General features: G+C 64.6%; 15 protein-coding genes and 1 pseudogene. 11 read left to right on the top strand and 5 right to left on the bottom strand.

Annotated elements, in window-relative coordinates; all coding sequences use genetic code 11:
- Positions 1-136 precede the first annotated feature (136 nt).
- Together dld and R5H32_RS16275 are read right to left on the bottom strand one after the other, a co-directional pair.
- Positions 137-1,819 (bottom strand): D-lactate dehydrogenase, encoded by a 1,683-nt coding sequence (gene dld / locus R5H32_RS16280; protein ID WP_318339750.1) that lies wholly within the window; start codon positions 1,817-1,819, stop codon positions 137-139.
- Positions 1,820-1,829: 10 nt separating this feature from the next.
- Positions 1,830-2,849 (bottom strand): TRAP transporter large permease, encoded by a 1,020-nt coding sequence (locus tag R5H32_RS16275; protein WP_318339749.1) that lies wholly within the window; start codon positions 2,847-2,849, stop codon positions 1,830-1,832.
- Positions 2,850-3,226: 377 nt separating this feature from the next.
- Here R5H32_RS16275 and R5H32_RS16270 point away from each other — a divergent pair, with 377 nt between their 5' ends.
- Positions 3,227-3,952: a gamma-glutamylcyclotransferase gene (locus tag R5H32_RS16270; RefSeq protein WP_318339748.1), complete on the top strand. Its 726-nt coding sequence runs from the start codon at positions 3,227-3,229 to the stop codon at positions 3,950-3,952.
- Positions 3,953-3,954: 2 nt separating this feature from the next.
- The gene (locus R5H32_RS16265; protein ID WP_318339747.1) at positions 3,955-4,518 is read left to right on the top strand and encodes a GNAT family N-acetyltransferase; all 564 of its coding nucleotides are present in this window, start codon (positions 3,955-3,957) and stop codon (positions 4,516-4,518) included.
- A 384-nt stretch (positions 4,519-4,902) separates the two neighbouring features.
- On the opposite strand, the gene R5H32_RS16260 is transcribed toward R5H32_RS16265, so the two are convergent.
- Positions 4,903-5,823: a LysR substrate-binding domain-containing protein gene (locus R5H32_RS16260; protein WP_318339746.1), complete on the bottom strand. Its 921-nt coding sequence runs from the start codon at positions 5,821-5,823 to the stop codon at positions 4,903-4,905.
- A gap of 161 nt (positions 5,824-5,984) precedes the next feature.
- Between R5H32_RS16260 and R5H32_RS16255 the strand changes: the two genes are divergently transcribed.
- Genes R5H32_RS16255 through R5H32_RS16245 form a run of 3 tightly spaced genes read left to right on the top strand, consistent with a single transcriptional unit; the run spans position 5,985 to position 9,787 of the window.
- Positions 5,985-7,301, top strand: coding sequence for an FAD-binding oxidoreductase (locus R5H32_RS16255; RefSeq protein WP_318339745.1), 1,317 nt, complete (start codon positions 5,985-5,987; stop codon positions 7,299-7,301).
- Between the two features lie 20 nt (positions 7,302-7,321).
- A complete protein-coding gene (locus tag R5H32_RS16250; RefSeq protein ID WP_318339744.1) occupies positions 7,322-8,857 on the top strand; it encodes a trimethylamine methyltransferase family protein in 1,536 nt (511 codons plus the stop codon).
- A 45-nt stretch (positions 8,858-8,902) separates the two neighbouring features.
- Positions 8,903-9,787 carry a dihydrodipicolinate synthase family protein gene (locus R5H32_RS16245; protein ID WP_318339743.1) on the top strand — a complete coding sequence of 295 codons (885 nt, stop codon included), beginning with the start codon at positions 8,903-8,905 and terminating at the stop codon, positions 9,785-9,787.
- A gap of 178 nt (positions 9,788-9,965) precedes the next feature.
- Here R5H32_RS16245 and R5H32_RS16240 read toward each other — a convergent pair.
- Both R5H32_RS16240 and R5H32_RS16235 read right to left on the bottom strand, forming a co-directional pair.
- A pseudogene (locus R5H32_RS16240) lies at positions 9,966-10,313 on the bottom strand (transposase); the annotation flags it as partial.
- Positions 10,314-10,335: 22 nt separating this feature from the next.
- Positions 10,336-11,217, bottom strand: coding sequence for a LysR family transcriptional regulator (locus R5H32_RS16235; protein ID WP_318339742.1), 882 nt, complete (start codon positions 11,215-11,217; stop codon positions 10,336-10,338).
- 151 nt (positions 11,218-11,368) lie between these two features.
- On the opposite strand from R5H32_RS16235, the gene R5H32_RS16230 reads away from it, so the two are divergent.
- Genes R5H32_RS16230 through R5H32_RS16205 form a run of 6 tightly spaced genes read left to right on the top strand, consistent with a single transcriptional unit; the run spans position 11,369 to position 18,638 of the window.
- Complete coding sequence (locus tag R5H32_RS16230; protein WP_318339741.1) at positions 11,369-12,745, top strand: MmgE/PrpD family protein; 1,377 nt, start codon at positions 11,369-11,371, stop codon at positions 12,743-12,745.
- 6 nt (positions 12,746-12,751) lie between these two features.
- Positions 12,752-13,993 carry an FAD-dependent oxidoreductase gene (locus R5H32_RS16225; protein WP_318339740.1) on the top strand — a complete coding sequence of 414 codons (1,242 nt, stop codon included), beginning with the start codon at positions 12,752-12,754 and terminating at the stop codon, positions 13,991-13,993.
- A 1-nt stretch (position 13,994) separates the two neighbouring features.
- Positions 13,995-14,261, top strand: a complete 267-nt coding sequence (locus tag R5H32_RS16220) for a sarcosine oxidase subunit delta (RefSeq protein ID WP_263340300.1) — start codon at positions 13,995-13,997, stop codon at positions 14,259-14,261.
- Positions 14,258-17,098 (top strand): 2Fe-2S iron-sulfur cluster-binding protein, encoded by a 2,841-nt coding sequence (locus R5H32_RS16215; RefSeq protein WP_318339739.1) that lies wholly within the window; start codon positions 14,258-14,260, stop codon positions 17,096-17,098. The genes R5H32_RS16220 and R5H32_RS16215 overlap by 4 nt, the downstream gene beginning before the upstream one ends.
- 2 nt (positions 17,099-17,100) lie before the next feature.
- Positions 17,101-17,670, top strand: coding sequence for a hypothetical protein (locus R5H32_RS16210; protein ID WP_318339738.1), 570 nt, complete (start codon positions 17,101-17,103; stop codon positions 17,668-17,670).
- Positions 17,667-18,638, top strand: a complete 972-nt coding sequence (locus R5H32_RS16205; RefSeq protein WP_318339737.1) for a D-2-hydroxyacid dehydrogenase — start codon at positions 17,667-17,669, stop codon at positions 18,636-18,638. Before R5H32_RS16210 ends, R5H32_RS16205 begins: the two co-directional genes overlap by 4 nt.
- The last annotated feature ends 164 nt before the right edge of the window (positions 18,639-18,802 follow it).

Genomic DNA, 18,802 nt, shown 5'->3' with positions numbered 1-18,802 from the left:
CCGGGTGTATCCACGCCAGATCCTCGTCGGAGACCGTGACGAGGTCGGCCCGCGCGATCATCCGTGTCTGAACACCTGGACCAGGTGTGGCTCTGTCGAGCCATGAAAGATTACGCATCTTCCGCAAAGCGGCCTGTTACTCGGCGTAATTGCGCGCCCTGGACATCTTTCCGATGCCCGGGTTGAAACTGTTTGTCGGGTCGCAGGCTTCATAGAAGGCCGCAAGATCGGGCTTGGCTTCGTAAAGGTGGCCGACATTGTGCTCGGCGGGGTATTCGGCGCCGCGCCTGTCGAGGAGCGTGAGCATCCGTTCCTTGAGCGCCTTGGGGTCGACGCCTTTCTTCACGATGTAATCCTGATGCAGCACGTGGCACAGGAAGTGGCCGTAATAGAGCTTGTGGACCATCGCGCCGTCGATATCTGGCGGCAGGGTCTCGTACCACTCCCTGTCGTTGCGGCGGAGTGCGATGTCGAGGGGTATGATGTCGGCCACCTCTCCAGAATGGATCGCCATGTAGCGCACGGCGGCACCGGCTGCGGCGAAGCGGTGGAGGCCGGCGATCCTGGCCTCGCGGTCGCTGCATTCGAAATAGTCGCCCTCGCGACCGGCGAAGAAATCCTCTAGGTGGCCGGCCGCCTCGTCGATGCCGCCATCGCGCATCTTCAGGATCAGGTGATGACGGTAGCGGTCGCGGAACGCGGTCATCCGGCGCGGCAGCACGCGCGGCGCGACACGCGAGACCAACTGCATGAAGCGGTCAGTGAGGTTCGCGAGGCCCGGCACGTTTCTTAGCCGCGCATCGACTCCGCCCTTCAGCGCGAAGAAGGCTGGCAGCCGGTCGGTGCCGAACCAGTCGATCATCATCACGGTGTCCTTGCCGTATTTCGCGGTGATGTCGAACACTTCCCGCTCCATGTATTCGGCCGAGACGGGCAGCGTTTCAAACCTGCTCAGGATATGACGGCGCAGTTCGGTCAGATCGTCGACGGAGTTGGTGCCGATATAGAAGGTCTTCTCGGCCTCCGGTTTGGGATAGGTGTCGAGCCGCACGGCGAAGACGCCGAGCTTTCCAGCGCAGCCCGACGCCTCGAATAGGCGCCGCTTGTCGGCATTGAACCGCGCCGAGGTTTCCGCGTCGACGTCGCGCACCTGGGCGGCGTAGTCGGTGGCGGAGGCCTTGCGATTGGTCTTTGGCGGCGTCCGGTCGAAGTCGCCGGCGTCCAGCCGTCCGAGCATCTCCTCCGAGGTGTCGCCGAGTTCAATCCCAAGATTGTTCACTAGCGACAGGCGGCCATCGGCACCGAGCCGGGCAAAAAGCGCGAGTTCCGTGTAGGACGGACCGCGCTCCACCAGCGAACCGCCCGAATTGTCGCAAACGCCGCCGATCACCGACGCGCCTATGCAGGACGATCCGATCACCGAATGCGGTTCGCGTTTCAGCGGCGCCAGAAGCTTCTCCAATGCGAACAGTGTAGCGCCGGGCTGGGCGACAACCTGCTTTCCGCCGTCGATCGTGTGGATCTTGTCCAGTCGGCGGGTGTTGATCAACACCACGCCTCGGTCGTAGCTGCCGCTCGGCGTCGAGCCTTCGGTCAGCCCGGTATTGGCCGCCTGCATGATGACGATCTTGTCCGCCGCCACGCAGGCTTCCAGCACCCGCCACTGTTGAACGAGCGAGCCGGGGCGCACCACTGCCAGCGCCTCGCCCGAGCCGGAGCGGAAGCCGCGCCGGAACCGCTCCGTCTCGCGCCGGCCCGTCAGGACATGCCTGCGCCCGACGATCCCGCGAAGGGCATTGATGAGGGTTGCGTCTTCCATCTTCCCGTCCTCAATAGGCGACCGAGGGCAACCAGGTCGCCAGCGCGGGCCAGAAGAAGACGAGCGCGAGGCCGGCGAGCTGCAGCAGGACGAAGGGCACGATGCCGCGATAGATGTGCATCAGGCCGATCTCCGGCGGGCAGACGCCCTTGAGGTAGAAGAGCGCGAAGCCCACGGGCGGCGTCAGGAACGAGGTCTGGAGCGTCACCGCGACGAGGATCACGAACCAGACGAGCGAGGGTTCGTCGATCACGCCGTAGCCCGGGATGTCGATGCCGAGGCTGTTCACGATCGGCCGCATCAGCGGCAGCACGATCAGCGTGATCTCGATCCAGCCGAGGACGAAGCCCAGAAGGAACACGATGAACAGGATGAATATCACGGTTCCGTTCGGGCCGAAGCCGGTTCCTGCCACGACGCTTTCGATCAGTTCGTCGCCGCCGAGTTCCCTCAGCACGTAGGAAAAGACCGTCGCGCCGAGGAAGATCGCGAAGATACAGGCCGTCGTGTTGAAGGTCGAGACGAGCACGGCCTTGAGCTTGGCGAAGGTCAGCTTGCGGTAGCCGAGCGCGAGAAGCGTGGCCCCGAGTGCGCCGACGCCGGATGCCTCGGTCGGCGTCGTGATGCCCATGAAGATCGAACCAAGCACCGCGAGGATCAGGCCGAGCGTCGGCAGGACGGCGATCAACACGCCCTTGACCGCCCGCCAGTAGGGCGCCGTCGCGCCGTCCGGCACCGGGGCCGCTTCGCGCTTCACGAGCGCGAGGACGAAGATGTAGATCAGGTAGAGCGCGCCGATGATGACGCCGGGGAAGACCGCGCCCATGAAGAGGTCGCCAACCGACAGCGCCATCTGGTCGGCCATGATGACAAGCATGATCGAAGGCGGGATCAGGATGCCGAGCGTGCCCGAGGCGGCCACGACACCTGCGGCAAGCGTCGGCGCATAGCGTTGCTGCATCATCGAGGGCAGCGACAGGACGGCGCCAACGGTTATGCTACGCTGGCGGCGAACACTGGGGTCGAGCATTTCGTCGTCGGCAGCAAGCCCGGCACGCGGGTCGCCGCCGGCTGCTATCACATCCAGAATGCGAACTCGTTGCACGCCCGCTACGACAAGTTCATCAAGCCATTCTGCGGCCCTGCCACGAAGAACCTCGATGGCTAAATCCGCTGGTTGGAAGTGCGGTTGGCCGGACTTCAGCCCGCGCACGTCATTCGGGCATCATGACACCGTCACCCGGGCGGACGGCTGCTGGCTAAGTCCGTCCGCTTCGCGAGCCATACTCGACGTTCGTCCGGAAGCCTTACACGTCACCGGCGATTTCCGATCATTGCGCTGTCATCCAATGATATCTTCGATTGAAAGGCGGCGACTCGCCCGTGTTGCTGTTGAAAAGGTGACAGATGCGTCAGCTCGAGTTGACGGCGGACCTCGTGGCACTGGTCCATCGTGATGTGCCTGACCCCGGGCCAGACGGACGATTTCGGGACCTCACGGACGAGGAGTTCGACAGTTTCGCTGCCCAACTCCTCGCCGAAATCGGCGATGGCCCGATCTGGCTATTCGCATATGGTTCGCTTATCTGGCGGCCGGACTTCGAACATGTCGAGTCGGTCCGTGGTCGCATCCATGGCTGGCGTCGCAGCTTTTGCCTGCGTGACTATCGGTGGCGCGGCTCTCAGGAGCAGCCCGGCTTCATGTTGGCGCTGGACCGGGGCGGCTCGTGCAATGGTGTTGTTTACCGACTAACCGGCGAAGATCCTTATGCGCAGATGCTCCGCCTGCTCTATCGCGAAGCGGCCTATGACGGCGACTTTCGGTCCATTCGCTTTCTGAATGTGCGAACGGAGTACGGTAGGGTGGTCAGGGCGCTAACCTTCTGGCTGATGCCGAGGGATGATCCGGACTACGCCAACCTGCCGATTGAAGACCAGGCGCAGATGCTGGCGAGAGCGGTCGGATTCTTGGGCAGTACGGCAGAATACCTGCACAACACGATCTCACAGCTTGCAGCGCTCGGCATCCACGATTCCTACCTTTGGTCCCTGCAGCGGCTCGTCGCACAGCAGATCCGCGCCGACTTTTCTCCGGACCGGGTTGTGCAGGCGATTACCCGGATGCCGGGCTGAGAATGGAGATCCTTACCGAACGATTGCGGGTTCGCGCCTACACACTTGGAGATCAGCGCGAATATGTGAAAATGAATAGTGATAGCGAAATCATGCGCTGGCTTGGCGGACCAAGCGATAATGCACAGTCGATTGCCGAGATGGAGTATAACAACGCGACGCTCGCCAATTTTTCAAATGGAAAGGTTGCAGTCGAGCGCCTTTCGGACGGTGTATTTTTGGGCATGTGCGGACTATCGTTTGAGGATTGGTATCCAGACGATCTTGAAATCGGCTGGCGTTTTCAGCGTCAGCATTGGGGCTTTGGCTATGCAACCGAAGCAGCACTTGCGTGGCTTCATCACGCCTTCTTAACACTCGGTATCGAGCGCGTCATCTCGATAAGTGACGCGCCGAATCTGCGGTCAATATCGGTCATGAGGCGCTTGAACATGAAGCTGAACCATGTTGCCGAGTTGGGAGACAGAGACCGCAAGACCAAATGTCTGATCTATGCGATCACCAAATCCGAGTTCCGTGAAAGGCCTACAACCTGTGGAGCGCGGGATCGGCAAGGTCGGCGCTGAATGCCAGAAATGTTGGCGCGGCGGACCAACAAGACTTGCGGACACCCCCTTTTTATTAAAGAGGCATTCCAGGCAAGCGGCCACGGAGAATGCTTCAGTGAGAGTAATACCACGAGAAATATCCGGCGGGCGTTTTTGCAAAAGTCGCGGTCTGGGCGTGATGCCCCCTTTCAGCGCTTCATTGCAGGACTTCCAGTTCGTCGTGCGGTAGCGGGCAGGTTCGGGCTTGTTCATGCCGAGCGTCTTAAACTACCGGATTCGCGACGTGAATCCTTCCGGCGCCGAGTTCTGAAACAACGCCGCTGGGGCAGCGGCGCAGCGTTCACACTCCTGCCTTTTGGGCATTGCGCTACAACTGCGGCTTCGCGAACAATTACTCAACGGCTACCGGCCTTGACCTTTGCTCAGGTCCGCCGTTTGCGCCCTGATCCAGGCGATCAGGGCGTCCAGTTCACCGGTCAACTTCGCTCCCGGTGCGGCGATCAGGAAGAAGGCGTTTCCAGTGTTGATCTCAGTCGGCAATGGGCGCACCAGCTGGGTATTGTGGAGCAGCAGCGCAGAAGTCAGGCTCCAGCCGAGGGCAAGCCCTTCTCCGGCCAAGGCGGCCTGAAGCGTCAGCTGGTAGTCGTTGAACACCATGTCGGGCTGGGTTTCATCCGTTTCCACGCCGACGCGGGCAAGCCATTCTGCCCAGCCCATGCGTTTGCGGAACCGGTCGAAGGCGTGCAACCGTCGATGGTTCGTCAGATCGGACACTGTGCCAATGCGGGGATGGTCGGCCAGATACTTCGGCGCGCAGATCGGAAAGACGACTTCGTCGCACAGATACCAGCTGTTCGGGCGCCGGAAGTCACGGTCGCGGATCCAGATTGTCAGGTCGATTTCAGAGTCGGGTTCGATGTCGCGATCGGTCGTGACAACCTTGATCCGCAGGTTCGGATAATCCTGCTGCAATTTATAGAGCTGCGGCATCAGCCAATGCGCGGCAACCGAGGTCGAGGCGGCGAAGGTCAGGTATCGGGTTTCTGTCGAGGACAACGTCCTGAGGCTGTCCTCGATGCGGTGAAACCCAAAACGCACGCTGTCGTAAAGCAGCCGTCCAGCCTCGGTCAGTTGTACGCCGCGATTTTCACGAATGAAGAGTTGCGTGCCGCAGTGGCGCTCCAGCGCCCTTATTGATTGCGACACGCTGGGCTGTGTCACGTTCAGTTCCGCCGCCGCATTCTTGAAATTCAGATGCCGCGCCGCCGCCTCGAAGACGAAGAGCGAATGCGGGGACGGGATCAGGGATCGTAACTCAGACATAAACTGAATTTATATCAGACGATTTCTTTCCCGTCTACAGAGATGGCCCGAACTGTGGTTGTCTGGGTCGCGTGATTGGCTCGCAACAGGCCCGGCCGCAGCCGAGGGGTGGAACAACTACGATGGCAAGAAAGCGGAACCCTGCTCCCCAAGGCCGTATCATGGTCGATCCGCCGGTGCAGGAGCCGACTGACTCGGGGTGGTATGTGACTTCAGGTCCCGATTTGCCGCTCGCGACGCAGCGCGGAGAAACGCGTTGCGATTGTCTGGTGATCGGCGCGGGCTGGATGGGTCTGCACGCCGCGCGGCGCTATTCCGAACTTGCACCCGACCAATCGGTGGTGCTGGTCGACGCCGGTCGGATCGGGAACAACGCATCGGGCCGCTGCATGGGCTTCGCCATCGATCTGGCCCACAATCCGCGCAAGCATGACTTTGTCGAGGACATCCAGGGAAACAAAGATGAGCTCCTTACCAACCTTGACGGCAACGCCTATCTGCGATCGGCGGTCGAGGAGCTTGGCGTCGACTGCGACTGGGATCCGCAGGGCAAGTATCACAGTGCGGCCACCGACCATGGCGTGGCGGATCTGGTCAGCTTTTCGAAGGCGCTGGACGCGATGGGCCAGACATACCGCTGGGTCGGGCGCGATGAGATGCAGGCGATGACCGGCAGCAAGCACTATATCAAGGCGCTGCATCATCCCGGAACCATTCTGATCCAGCCGGCCAAGTACCTGAAGAACCTGACTCGCGTCTTGACGAAGAACGTGACGGTTCACGAAAACACCGTGATCAGCACCGCACGCTTCGGGGCCCAAGGGCACGTGTTCGAAACCCAATCGGGAGTGATCCGCGCGAAACGGGTGATCATCTGCGCCGCGGGCTATCTGACGCGCTTTGGATTTCATGGCCAGACCGCGATCCCGCTTTATACCTTTGCCAGCATGACCCGGCCGCTGACCGAGAACGAACTTGCGAAGGCGGGCAATCAGGCGGCCTACGGTCTCATCCCGGCTAACAGCTTCGGCACGACTGTCCGACGCACCGCCGACAACCGCCTCATCCTGCGGAATGTCTATTCCTACGCCCCAAAGTTCAAAACCACGTTGCGCGACGTCGAACGCGCGCGCGAACAGCAGAAGATCGCGTTCGAGCGCCGTTGGCCAGATCTTGCCCCGATGGGTTTTGAGATCAGCTGGGGCGGTCTGCTGACGCTGGCACAAAACGGCGGAATGGTGTTCGGCGAACTTGCCGCCAACGTCTATGGTGCCGCCTTCTGCAACGGCACCGGCGTCTCGCGCGGAGCCGCCTTTGGCAAGGCCGTCGCGGAACTGGCCCTGGGCCGGTCCTCGCCTGTCATAGACATCCTGAAGCGCCGCGTCCCGCCTTCGCGGGCCTATCCCGACCTCATCACCTCAACCGGGGTGCGCCTAGTGACCGGTTGGCGGTTCAGGCAGGCTGGCAAGGAAGTATGACAAGTCTCAGGAGCCCGCACATGGTCGAAAGCGCCTCGGAAACGAAGCGTCTTGGCCGCGCCACTCGGCGCGCCGCGCGCGAGGCGGAAGTCACGCCGCGCCTTTCCACGGTCCGCTACCGCGTGAAGCCGGTGGAGGTCGTGAGTGCCGACGAGCTTGACCGCATCCACTGCGCCTCCCTGAAGATCCTGCAGGAAGTCGGCATCGACTTTCGCGATGAGGTGGCTTTGGCGCAGTGGAAGGCGGCGGGAGCTGATGTCCGCGGCCAACGGGTGCATCTTGACGGTGACCTTGTCGAGTCGCTTGTCGCGATGGCCCCCGAGCGGTTCGCGATGACCGGCCGTGGCGCGGACACGGATGTTGAGATCGGCGTCGACACGCTGACGTTTTGCGCGATGCAGGGCGCGCCCAACATCCGGGATCTGGACGGAACGCGCCGCGCCTCTACGATTGCCGATCTGCGCAAGATCAACAGGCTGATCCAGATGAGCCCCGGCTTCCAGATCGGAACCGGATTTGCCTGTGAGCCCACCGATATCGCCGTGCCTTGGCGGCACCTTCACATCATGCACACGAACCTTGTCGATCTTGACCTGGCCACGAACGGCCTGACGACGGGAACTGCGCGCGCCGAAGACTGTATCGCGATGGCGCGGATCGTCTATGGCAGGGCATTCATGGACGAAAACGCGGTGCTTTGGGGCATGATCTCAGGCAACTCGCCGCTTGTCTGGGATGCGACGATGCTGGAAGGGCTGCGGGTCTTCGCCCTTGCCAACCAGGTCGTATTGATTGCGCCCTTCGTGCTTGGCGCGGCCAATACGCCCGCCGACGTGGTGGCCACGGTCGCGCAATTGAATGCCGAGGCGCTGGCCGGCGTTGCCTATGCCCAGCTCGTGAAGCCCGGCACAAAGACGATCTACGGCCAGTATTCGGTTTCGGTGTCGATGAAGTCGGGCGCGCCGATCTCGGGCATGCCCGAGATCAGCCTGTTGAACGGGATCGTTGGCCAGCTAGCCCGCCGCTATAATATTCCGTGGCGAACCACGGCCTCGCAGGCATCGTCGAAGCTGTTCGATGCGCAGTCGGGCTATGAATCCGCCACCGCCTACATGGCTGCGGTCAATGCCAGGGCCAATTTCCTGCTGCATGCCGGCGGCTGGGACGAAGCCGGCATGGTGCATTGCCTGAACAAACTGGTGGTGGACGGCGAACAGAACCTGCTGATGGCCAAATACGCCCAAGGCGTGAGCTTTGATCTTCTGGACGAGGCGCTGGACGCTGTGCGTCGCGTTGGCCCCGGCGGCCACTACCTCGGCGATCCCTTTACACTGAAGCACTTCAGGAGTGCCTTCATCGCGCCCGAGATCCTCAACTACGAGGCCTTTGAGCAATGGAAGGCCGCCGGCGGCAAGGACATGCCAAGCCGCGCGCGCGAAAAGGCAGAAGACTTGCTGGCCCGCTACGCCCCGCCCGCACTTGACCCATCGAAGCGCGAGGAACTGGATGCGTTCGTCGCCCGAAGGGAGCAAGAGATTTCGCCCAATCTGGCATGAACCGGCCGATCTCGTGTCGGTCGCAGATGAAACCGAGGAAAGACCATGTCCAATTTAGAAGGTATCAATCTTGCAATGCAGACGCCGTTCAACGCGGACGGTGCGATCGACTTTGCGGTCTTCGAGCGTTTGATCGAGGACTATATCGCGGCGGGCGTGCAAGGGCTGGTCCTTGGCGCCGGCACTGGTCAGCATCCCTACCTTACGGAAGACGAGTGCAACCGGCTGTACGAAGCCGGAATCAAGCAGATTGCCGGGCGGGTCAACGTGATCTGCCAGACCTCTGCCTTGAATATGGACGATGTGATCCGGCGATCACGGCATGCCGAGAACTCGGGAGCGAATGCGCTGATGATCCTGCCGCCCTATCTGGAAGGGCCAGACGACGAGGACGGGCTCTTCGCCTTCTACCGCGAGGTCGACGCGGCGGTGGGAATTGACATTGTCGGCTACAACATTCCCCAGTCGACCGGGATTGCGGTCTCGATTCCGTTGCTCCTAAGGCTGAAGGAGCTGCGGAACTATCGCTGGATCAAGGACAGCGCAGGCGATTTCACCACCCATCAGGAATATCTCCAGACCGGCATAGACGTTTTGAACGGTTGCGACACCACAACCTTCGCGGCGCTGATGGCGGGTACCAAGGGCGTCATCTGGGGTGCCGCAAACTACATGCCGCATGAAGCGGCCAAGCTTTATGGCCTGATCACCGCCCGCGACCTCGAAGCAGCACTGGTCCTTTGGCAGAAGATGCTCCCCTCGCTCTTGTTCATCTGGCGCAACCCCTATGTGCCCGCCGTATTACGGGCGGCAGAACTGCGAGGCTTTGGCACCGGGAATGTGCGCCGCCCCCTCCAGAGGCTGACGGCCGCACAGGATGCCGCCCTGCAGAAGGCGCTGGCGCCGCTGATGGTTGACGGTCCGCTGTAACTGCCGCTAGAGACCTTCAATCCTTGGCTTTCCCTCGCGATCGAAACAGGAAGGAAGGCCCGGAGCTGCCGTCCGGCAAGATCTTCGACGCCTCAGTGCAGCTTTCGCATTACTGCCGTTCACGGGCACTGTTGTACAAATCGAGTGACGGTCAGGCTTCCCCTTTCCCAGGACAGACTTATCCCGCAACCTCTGTGACAGGTGTGCCGAGCGCGGTGAAGCCGTTCAGGACCGCGACACGGACCTGGAACTCCGCGACCTGACCGTCGAAGTCCCGGGCTGAGAGGCGCTGGCCCAGCCGTTTCACACGGTGCATCTTGGTCTCTGCACGGCTTCGGCGGTGGTTGCCGCTCGATCGTCGCCAAATCGTCCGGCCGAAGCGGTTCGATGCCCGCAATGCCTCGTTGCGCGCAATCGCGCCAGCGGTGTCCGCCTTCCGAGGTCTGGCGTTCCTGCGGGGCGGGATGATCGCGGCTGCGCCGCGGGCGGCGAAGGCGTTATGGCATTTGCCGGTGTCAAATGCGCCACCAGATTCCGGGACTGAACGCCTACAAGCCTTCCTCTCCGGCGTATTCCGAGATGTAGTCGAACAGTCTCTTTGCGACATTGCTGCGCCGCCCCTGAGGCATCTTGATGTAGTAAGACCAAGGGCTTTTCGGACGGACCTGCAACGGCTCCATTAGCAGGCCACGCTCGATATACGTCCCGCACAGCGATGTCAGCGCGATTGTGGCGCCCAGCCCGTTGGCCGACAGCTCGAGGGCCACGTTCGTTGCATTCGTTCGGATCGCGCCGTCGAGATCCATGTCCGGGTTGCCGAGAGTATAACCGAACAGACCCCAGTATTCCTGCCGTCCCGCGACCACGATCTTAGCTTGCGACTCGACACTCATTCCATCGGCGATGTCTTCGCCGGCATAAGGGCTGCAAACCAGAGACAGGGTTTCATCCCATAGCAGGCTCGCGCCTGGAGGAACCTCGTCGTTGCGGTTCACCGAGATCGAAATGTCGGCAATGACATCATCCGGGTGATCCCAGATTGTTGCATTGACCACGATCTCCACCTCGGGATTGCGCGATCGAAATCCGGCAAGGCACGCCGGAAGCCAGTTCTCGGCCAGGCTCATCGGACAGGCAACGATCACCGAGCGATCCCGGGACGTCGTCGCGATCGCATCGGTCGCAGTGTCGATCTGGTGCAGGGCCTGGCGCAGCGTCGGCAGGAACGCCTCGCCAATCTCCGTCAATGCAATGCTGCGTGTTCCGCGCACGAAGAGGTCACGGCCGACGTATTTTTCCAGCGCCCGGATGTGGGTGCTGATCGCAGCCTGAGTATACCCCAGTTCCTCTGCGGCCTTGGTGAAGCTCAGATGGCGCGCGGCGCATTCGAACGAGCGAATGTAGTTCAGCGGAGGTGGCGGTCTATCCATGCGTCCGAACCTGTCATCATTGCTTGCCAATACCTGCCGTCCGTCACCAATAGGAATAAAAAAAACGGATGTATAGACGCCGAATATTTCGCGTGTTCGCCGGGACGAGACCACTATTGTCCGTGGTCGAATGCAACGATGGGCTTGAAAAATGAGCAGCAAAGCTGTCGCACATGATGCCAATGCCGATACGTTCGCAACCCTCGCGGATTTCACTCTCGAACTCTCGCCCGAAGCGATTCCCGCATCCGCGCGCGAGCGGGCGGCGCTGATGCTGCTCGATACGCTTGGGATCTGTGCGGCGGCAGCACCGATGGAGGCGGGTGTGCTCGGTCGGCGGGCGGCGCTATTGCTTCATGCCTCGTCCGATCCCGGCCATTCGGCGCGGATGCTGTTCGACGGCCGCAGCGTCAGCTTGGCTGGTGCGGCCTATGCGGCGGCGACCCAGACCGACAATCTCGACGGCCACGACGGCTACAACCCGACCAAGGGTCACATCGGCGTCGTCGCGGTGCCGGCGTTGGCGGTTCTGGCCGAGCAACTGCCGGACCTCTCCGGCCCAGAGGTGCTCGCCGCGCTTATCGTCGGCTACGAGGTTGCCGGGCGCGCCGGCATCGCGCTGCACGCGACAGTCAGCGACTACCATACCTCCGGCGCCTGGAACGCGCTCGGCGTCGCCGCGATGGCGGCGCGGCTCCGACGCCAGACGCCCGCGATGTTGCGCGAGGCGCTCGGCATCGCCGAATATCACGGCCCCCGCAGCCAGATGATGCGTGAGATCGCAACGCCAACGATGCTGCATGACGGCTCGGGCTGGGGCGCGCTCGTCGGCATGTCGGCGGCGATCCTCGCCGAGAACGGATTCACTGGCTCTCCGGCGATCACCGTCGAAGCCGCCAATGTCGCGCCGCACTGGGCCGATCTCGGCCGGTTCTGGCAGATCGAGCATCAGTACGTGAAGCCCTATCCGGTCTGCCGCTGGGCCCACGCAGCGATCGACGCTGCGCGCGAGCTTGCACTGGGCCATGCCTTCGCGGCCGACCACATCGAAAAGATCCGCATCCGCAGCTTCGACTACGCGGTCCAGCTCTTCCCAACCATGCCGGACACCACATCGAAGGCACAGTATTCACTGCCGTTCGCCGTGGCGACCATGCTGGTTCAAGGCCATATCGGGCTCGACCACATCTCGGGTGAGGGCCTTGCGGACCCGAAGGTGGCCGCGCTGGTCGGCCGCACCGTCATGGAAGCCTCCGAGCGCCACCAGGCGCGGTTCCCGGCCGGACGCTGGGCCGATGTCGAGATCACGCTCGCCGATGGCCGCGTGCTCGCCTCGGGCGACACCCATGCCCGCGGCGGGCCGGAACGTCCCTTCGGCCGCGACGAGGTGGTCGCGAAGTACAAGAGCTTCGCCGTGCCGGCGCTCGGCGAGGCGCGGGCGCAGGGTCTCTGCGATGCCGTGCTGGCGCTGACCGAAGCCGGCAGCCGCTTCGACGCGGTCGCCCGCCATCTCTACGATCCGCTCTGATCCGTCATGGTTCTCCGCCTTCTCAAATACTGGCTCCGCAGTGACTATCCGGTGACCGGCGACATTCCCGTCACGCCCGCCCTGAAGCCCGCCTATGACGTGGTGATCATCGGCGCCGGCGGCCACGGTCTGGCCTGCGCCCATTACCTGTCGAAATACCACGGCATCCACGACGTCGCGGTGCTCGACAAGGGCTGGCTTGCCGGCGGCAATACCGCGCGCAACACCACGACGATCCGCTCGAACTACATCACGCCCCAGGGCATCGCCTTCTACAAGGAGGGCGTGACGCTTTACGAGGCGATGTCGGAGGAACTCGACTTCAACGTCATGTTCTCGCAGCGCGGCCAGCTCACACTCGCCCATAGCGAGGCTACGCTGCGATCCTTCCACCTGCGCGCCGAGACCGGCCGTCACATGGGGATCGGCATCGAGGTCGTCGACCAGAAGGGCGTAGAGGCGCTCTGCCCGCATCTCAACATGGATTACGGCGGCGCGCTAGAGGTGCTTGGCGGGCTCTGGCATCCCGACGGCGGCACGGCACGCCATGACGCGGTGGCCTGGGGTTACGCGGCGCAGGCTGCGCGGCGCGGGGTGGAGATACACCAACGCACCGAGGTGACCGCGATCGAGGTCGCGGGCGGCCGAGTGCAGGCGGTGGTGACCAACCGCGGCCGCATCGCCGCAGGGCAGGTGATGATCGCCTGCGGCGGCATGAACTACGACATGGCGCTCAAGGCCGGTGTCGAACTGCCGATCCGCTGCTATCCGCTGCAGGCGATGGTGACCCAGCCGGTCAAGCCCTGGCTCCACACGCTCGTCTCCTCGGTTAGCCTGCACACCTATCTCGTGCAATCCTCGCGCGGTGAGATGGTGATCGGCGGCGGCTCGGATCCGTACCAGCTCTATTCCACCCGCTCGACGCTCGACATGAAGGAGCATCTGGCCGAGGGCGCGGTGCATCTCTTCCCGTTCCTGAAGAACCTGCGGCTCCTCCGGCAATGGGCCGGGATCACCGACATGACGCCGGATTACAGCCCGATCATGGGCGAAAGTCCGGTGGACGGGCTCTGGCTCGATTGCGGCTGGGGCACCTGGGGCTTCAAGGCGACGCCGGTCGCGGGCAAGCGCATGGCCGAATGCATAGCCACCGGCCGCGTGCCGGAGATCCTTCAACCCTTCGCGCTTGAGCGATTCGAGCGGTTCGCGCTCTTGAACGAAATGGGCGCCACCGCGGCGAGTCACTGAGATGAAACTGCTTTCCTGTCCCCTGAACGGACCCCGCAACATCGAAGAGTTCCAGTATCTCGGCCCGCTGCGCGAGCGCCCCGATCCGGATGCGCTTTCCGATGCCGACTGGGCGCGGCACCTCTTCCGGGCCGAGAACCGGCCCGGCGCGATGCTCGAATGGTGGCGCCACCGGCCGTCGAACTACGTCTTCCTCGCCGAGCGCCATACCGTCACCAACGCCGTGATCCGCACCTTCGATCCTTCGGAACTGGAGCCCGGCGCATGACCCGGCTCGACGCCCCCTTCGGCAGCCGGATCGACCGGTCCCGGCCCATCTCCTTCAGCTTCGAGGGTCAGCGCTTCACCGGCTACGAAGGCGACACCATCGCCAGCGCGCTGGCCGCCTCCGGCCAGTGGATGCTGTCGCGCTCGTTCAAGTATCACCGCCCGCGCGGCGCCTTCTCGATGGCGGGTGCGGAAGCCAACACGCTGGTCCAGGTCGGGTCCGAGCCGAACCTCGCCGCCGATCTGACGCCGCTTGCCGAGGGCATGGTGGTAAGCGCCCAGAACGTCAACGGCAGCCTCGCGCGCGACCGTGATGCGGTGATGGACCGGCTCGGCCGCTTCATGCCGGTGGGTTTCTACTACCGCACCTTCATGGGGCCGACACGCAAGGCTTGGCTGAAATGGTGGGAGCCGCTGATCCGCGCCAAGGCCGGGCTCGGCGTGGTCGACCTCGCCGCCCGGCCCGATGGCTTCGACAAGTCCCACCTGCACTGCGACATCCTCGTCGTCGGCGCCGGCCCCGCCGGGCTTGCCGCCGCGATCGAGGCGGCCGAGGCCGGTGCCGACGTGATCCTCTGCGATGAGAGCCCGGACCTTGGCGGGCGCCTGACTTACGCGCCCGAGGCGGAGGTCGATCTCACGGCCCTCGTCGCGCGGGCAGAGGCGCTGCCCGCGCTCCGGATCATGACCGGTACCGTCTGCAACGGCTGGTTCGAGGACAACTGGCTGCCGCTCATCCGCGGCAAGGCGCTGCATCGGTGCCGGGCGCGCGAGGTGATCCTCGCGACCGGCGGAATCGAACAGCCGGCGGTGTTTCGCGGCAACGACCTGCCCGGCATCCTGACCGGCGGCGCTGTGCGCCGCCTGATCCGCCACTATGGGGTGCGCCCCGGCACCCGCTCGGTGATCCTCGCCGGAACGCCCGACGGCCTTGGCGCCGCCGAGGACCTGCTTGATGCCGGCACCCGGATTGCTGCGTTGGTCCTGCCGCGCGACCTGCCCGGCCATGCCGAGCGGATCGGGCGCCTGCGTTCGGCCGGGGCCGAGATCCTGACCGGACGGATCGAGGCGGCACGCGGCGGCACCCACGTGGAGGCAGTGCAAGTGGGCGGGCGCTGGATCGACTGCGACCTCGTCGCGGTCTCGGTCGGGCATGCGCCTTCCTGGCAACTTCCCTGCCAGGCCGGTGCCCGGCTCGGTTACGATGACGCGACCTGCCGCTTTTCGCTCGACCTCGCGCGCGACGGCCTGCACCTTGCCGGCTCGGTCGCAGGCCATGCCGGCACCGCCGCGGTGACCGCCGATGGCCGACGCGCCGCAGTAGCGGCGCTCCACGCGCTGGATATCGACGCCGAGGACGTCTCGCCCTGCCAGGATGTAGAGCTTGCCTTTGCCCATTGCGCACTGCCGCTCATCCCCCACCCCAAGGGCCGCGACTTCGTCGATTTCGACGAGGACCTGCAGGTCAAGGACATCGTGAGCGCGGTCAGGGAAGGGTACCGCGAGCTTGAGTTGGTGAAGCGGTTCTCGACCGTCGGCATGGGGCCGAGCCAGGGTCGCCACTCGGCTCTCGCCACGGCACGGATCGTCGCCGCCGCGACCGGGCGAAGCGTCGCCGAGACCGGTGTCACCACGGCGCGGCCGCCGGTCGGACCCGAGACGCTCGGCGCGCTCGCCGGGCACGGGCATGTCGAGGAGCGCCGCACCGCGCTCCATGCCCGCCACCTTGAGGCCGGGGCCGAGATGCGCCCCGTCGGCGCCTGGTGGCGGCCCTATCTCTACGGCCGGGGCGACCGGGTGGCGCGGATCACCGAAGAGGTGCGCGCGGTGCGCGAAGGCGCGGGACTGCTCGACGTCTCGACGCTCGGCAAGCTTGAGGTGCGCGGCCCCGATGCCGGCGCCTTCCTCGACCGGCTCTACACGATGGCGCATGCAAATCAGCCCGTCGGCAAGGTCCGCTACTGCCTGATGCTGAACGAGATGGCGGCCGTGATCGACGACGGCGTCGCCTTCCGCATGGCAGACGACGTCTTCTACGTGACCGCAACGACTGGGGCGGTGGCGCGGGTCTACGCCGACATGGCGCTTTGGAACGCCCAGTGGCGGATGCGCGTCGATGTCGCGAACCTGACCGCGGCCTTTTCCGGCGTCAACGTCACCGGCCCGAAGGCGCGTGACGTGCTCCAGGCGCTCAGCTCCGAAATCGACTTCTCGCCTGCGGGTTTTCCCTATCTCGAGGGCCGCATCGGTGTGGTCGCCGGGATCCCGGTGCGCGCCATGCGGATCGGTTTCACGGGCGAGCTAAGCTACGAACTGCACTGCCCGTCGAGCCATGCGCCCGCGCTCTGGGACGCGGTGATGGCGGCCGGCGCACCTCTCGGGCTTCGGCCTTACGGGCTCGAGGCGAGCCGGATCCTGCGGCTCGAGAAGAGCCACATCCTGATCGGCCAGGATACCGACGCGCTGACCTCGCCCGACGAGCTCGGTTTCGGCTGGGCGGTATCGAAGACGAAGGCGTTCTTCGTCGGCAAGCGCGCGCTGGAGATGCGCCGCCGCCTTGGCGAAAGCCGCCGCCTTGTCGGCCTGACCTTCGAGCCCGGCACCGAGGCGCCCGGCGAAAGCTGCCTTGTCCTGCGCGGCGGCGAACCGGTGGGCCATGTAACCTCGGTCGCCCATTCGCCAACGCTCGGCCGGGTGATCGCTCTCGCCTATACTCATGTCGAGGATGCTGCGCCGGGAACCGAGGTCACGATCCGCGCGCGCAGCGGCAAGCTCGTGACGGGCCGGGTCGCCGGGCATGCCTTCGTCGATCCCGAGAACCGCCGGCAGGAGATCTGACGATGCAGGCGACCCAGACTTGTCCCTTTTCCCCAGGCGGCGCGGCCGAGGATGTCGCGCCCCTTCTGGGCCAACGTGACGACCTTTCCGTGAGCGACCGCAGCCATTGGCCGCGGTTCGGCCTGAAGGGGTCGGGCAGCGCCGACTGGCTGGCCGACGCAGGCGTGGCGCTTCCCGCAGCGAACCGCCTTAGCTTGTCGTCCGGTTTCACAATCCTGCGGCTTGGGCCCAATGACATCACCCTGCTCGGCGATCCCGCCGCGCCGGAGGCACTTGCGGCGCTCTGCGCCCGCTGGGAGGCCGCCCCGGGTCCGAAGGGCTATTCGAGCTGGCGCGAGGAGGCCTGGGCCTGGCTGCATCTCGACGGGCGGGCGCTCGAGGATGCGCTCGCCCGGCTCTGCGCCGTCGATCTTCGGCCCGGGCGCTTCGTCCCGGAAGCGATCGCGCAGACCCGCTTCGCCCAAGTCGATGCGGTGGTTATCCGGCGTGGCGGCGCGGCGGAAGTCTTCTTCGACATCGCGGCGAGCGCTGCGGTATTGCGCACGATCCGGCATGGAGGAGGCCACCCGTGACCATCCGATCACCCATTGTCCTTTTGCACACCGACGCGCCCGAGGCCGCACGGGCGATCGTCGCCGGCGCGCATCCGGACCTGACGGTCGATACCTGCGACAGCTACGCGGACCTGCCCGCGATGCTCACCGAAACCGGCGCAGAGGTAGTCTACTCGGTCCGCTTCGTCGGCACACCCGGCTTCCCGCGCGCAGCACTCCTCGACAGCGGCACCCTGCGCTGGATCTCGGTCGGCGGTTCGGGCACCGACCACCTCGCGCCCTGGGATCCGGAACGGGTGACCGTCACGAATGCCGCCGGTGCCGCGGCCGACATGATGGCGGAATACGCGCTCGGCGCGATGCTTGCCTTCTCGCTCGACCTGCGCGGCTTCGCGAGGGCCCAGGCCGAGCGGCGCTGGACCGCGGGGCGGGTGACGCCGATCGAGGGGCGCACGCTCCTGATCCTCGGCCTCGGCCAGACCGGACAGGCCGCTGCGCGGCGCGCCAGGGCGATGGGAATGACGGTACTCGGGGTGCGCGCACGGCCGCAGCCCACGAACCATGTGGACGAGGTACACGGGATGGAGGCGCTGCCGGCGCTTTGGCCCCGCGCCGATTTCGTGCTGGTCTCGGTGCCGCTCCTGCCCTCGACCCGGGGGCTGGTCGGAGCCGATGCCTTCGCTGCCATGAAGCCCGGCGCGGTCCTGATCGACGTCTCGCGCGGCGGGGTCTGCGACGAGCCGGCCCTGATCGCCGCCCTGCAGGACGGCCCGCTCAAGGGTGCGGCGCTCGACGTCTTCGAGACCGAGCCACTGCCCGCCGACCATCCGCTCTGGGCGATGGAAAACGTGATCCTGACGCCGCATTGTTCCTCGGTCTACGACGGCTGGGCCGAGAAATCCGTCGCGATGTTCGCCGAGAACCTCGACCGCTACCGGCGCGGCGCGGCGCTTCACAACATCGTCGACCCCGAACGGGGCTACTGAAGGAATGGCAACCATGAGCGAAGAACGGCGCGGCGGCGGACGCAGATCCAGGACGAACCGCGGCGGAGGGGCGATCTCGCAGCTGCCCTGGCGCGCCGTCCAGAACCCCTACGCGCCGCTGGAACTCGCGACGCCCGATCAGGTCGAGGCGATCCACCGGACCT

It is taken from the genome of Defluviimonas sp. D31 (assembly GCF_033436765.1).
Lineage (GTDB): Bacteria > Pseudomonadota > Alphaproteobacteria > Rhodobacterales > Rhodobacteraceae > Albidovulum.
Note: the sequence above shows the minus strand (reverse complement) of the source record. Positions and strands in the feature narration are given on the sequence as shown.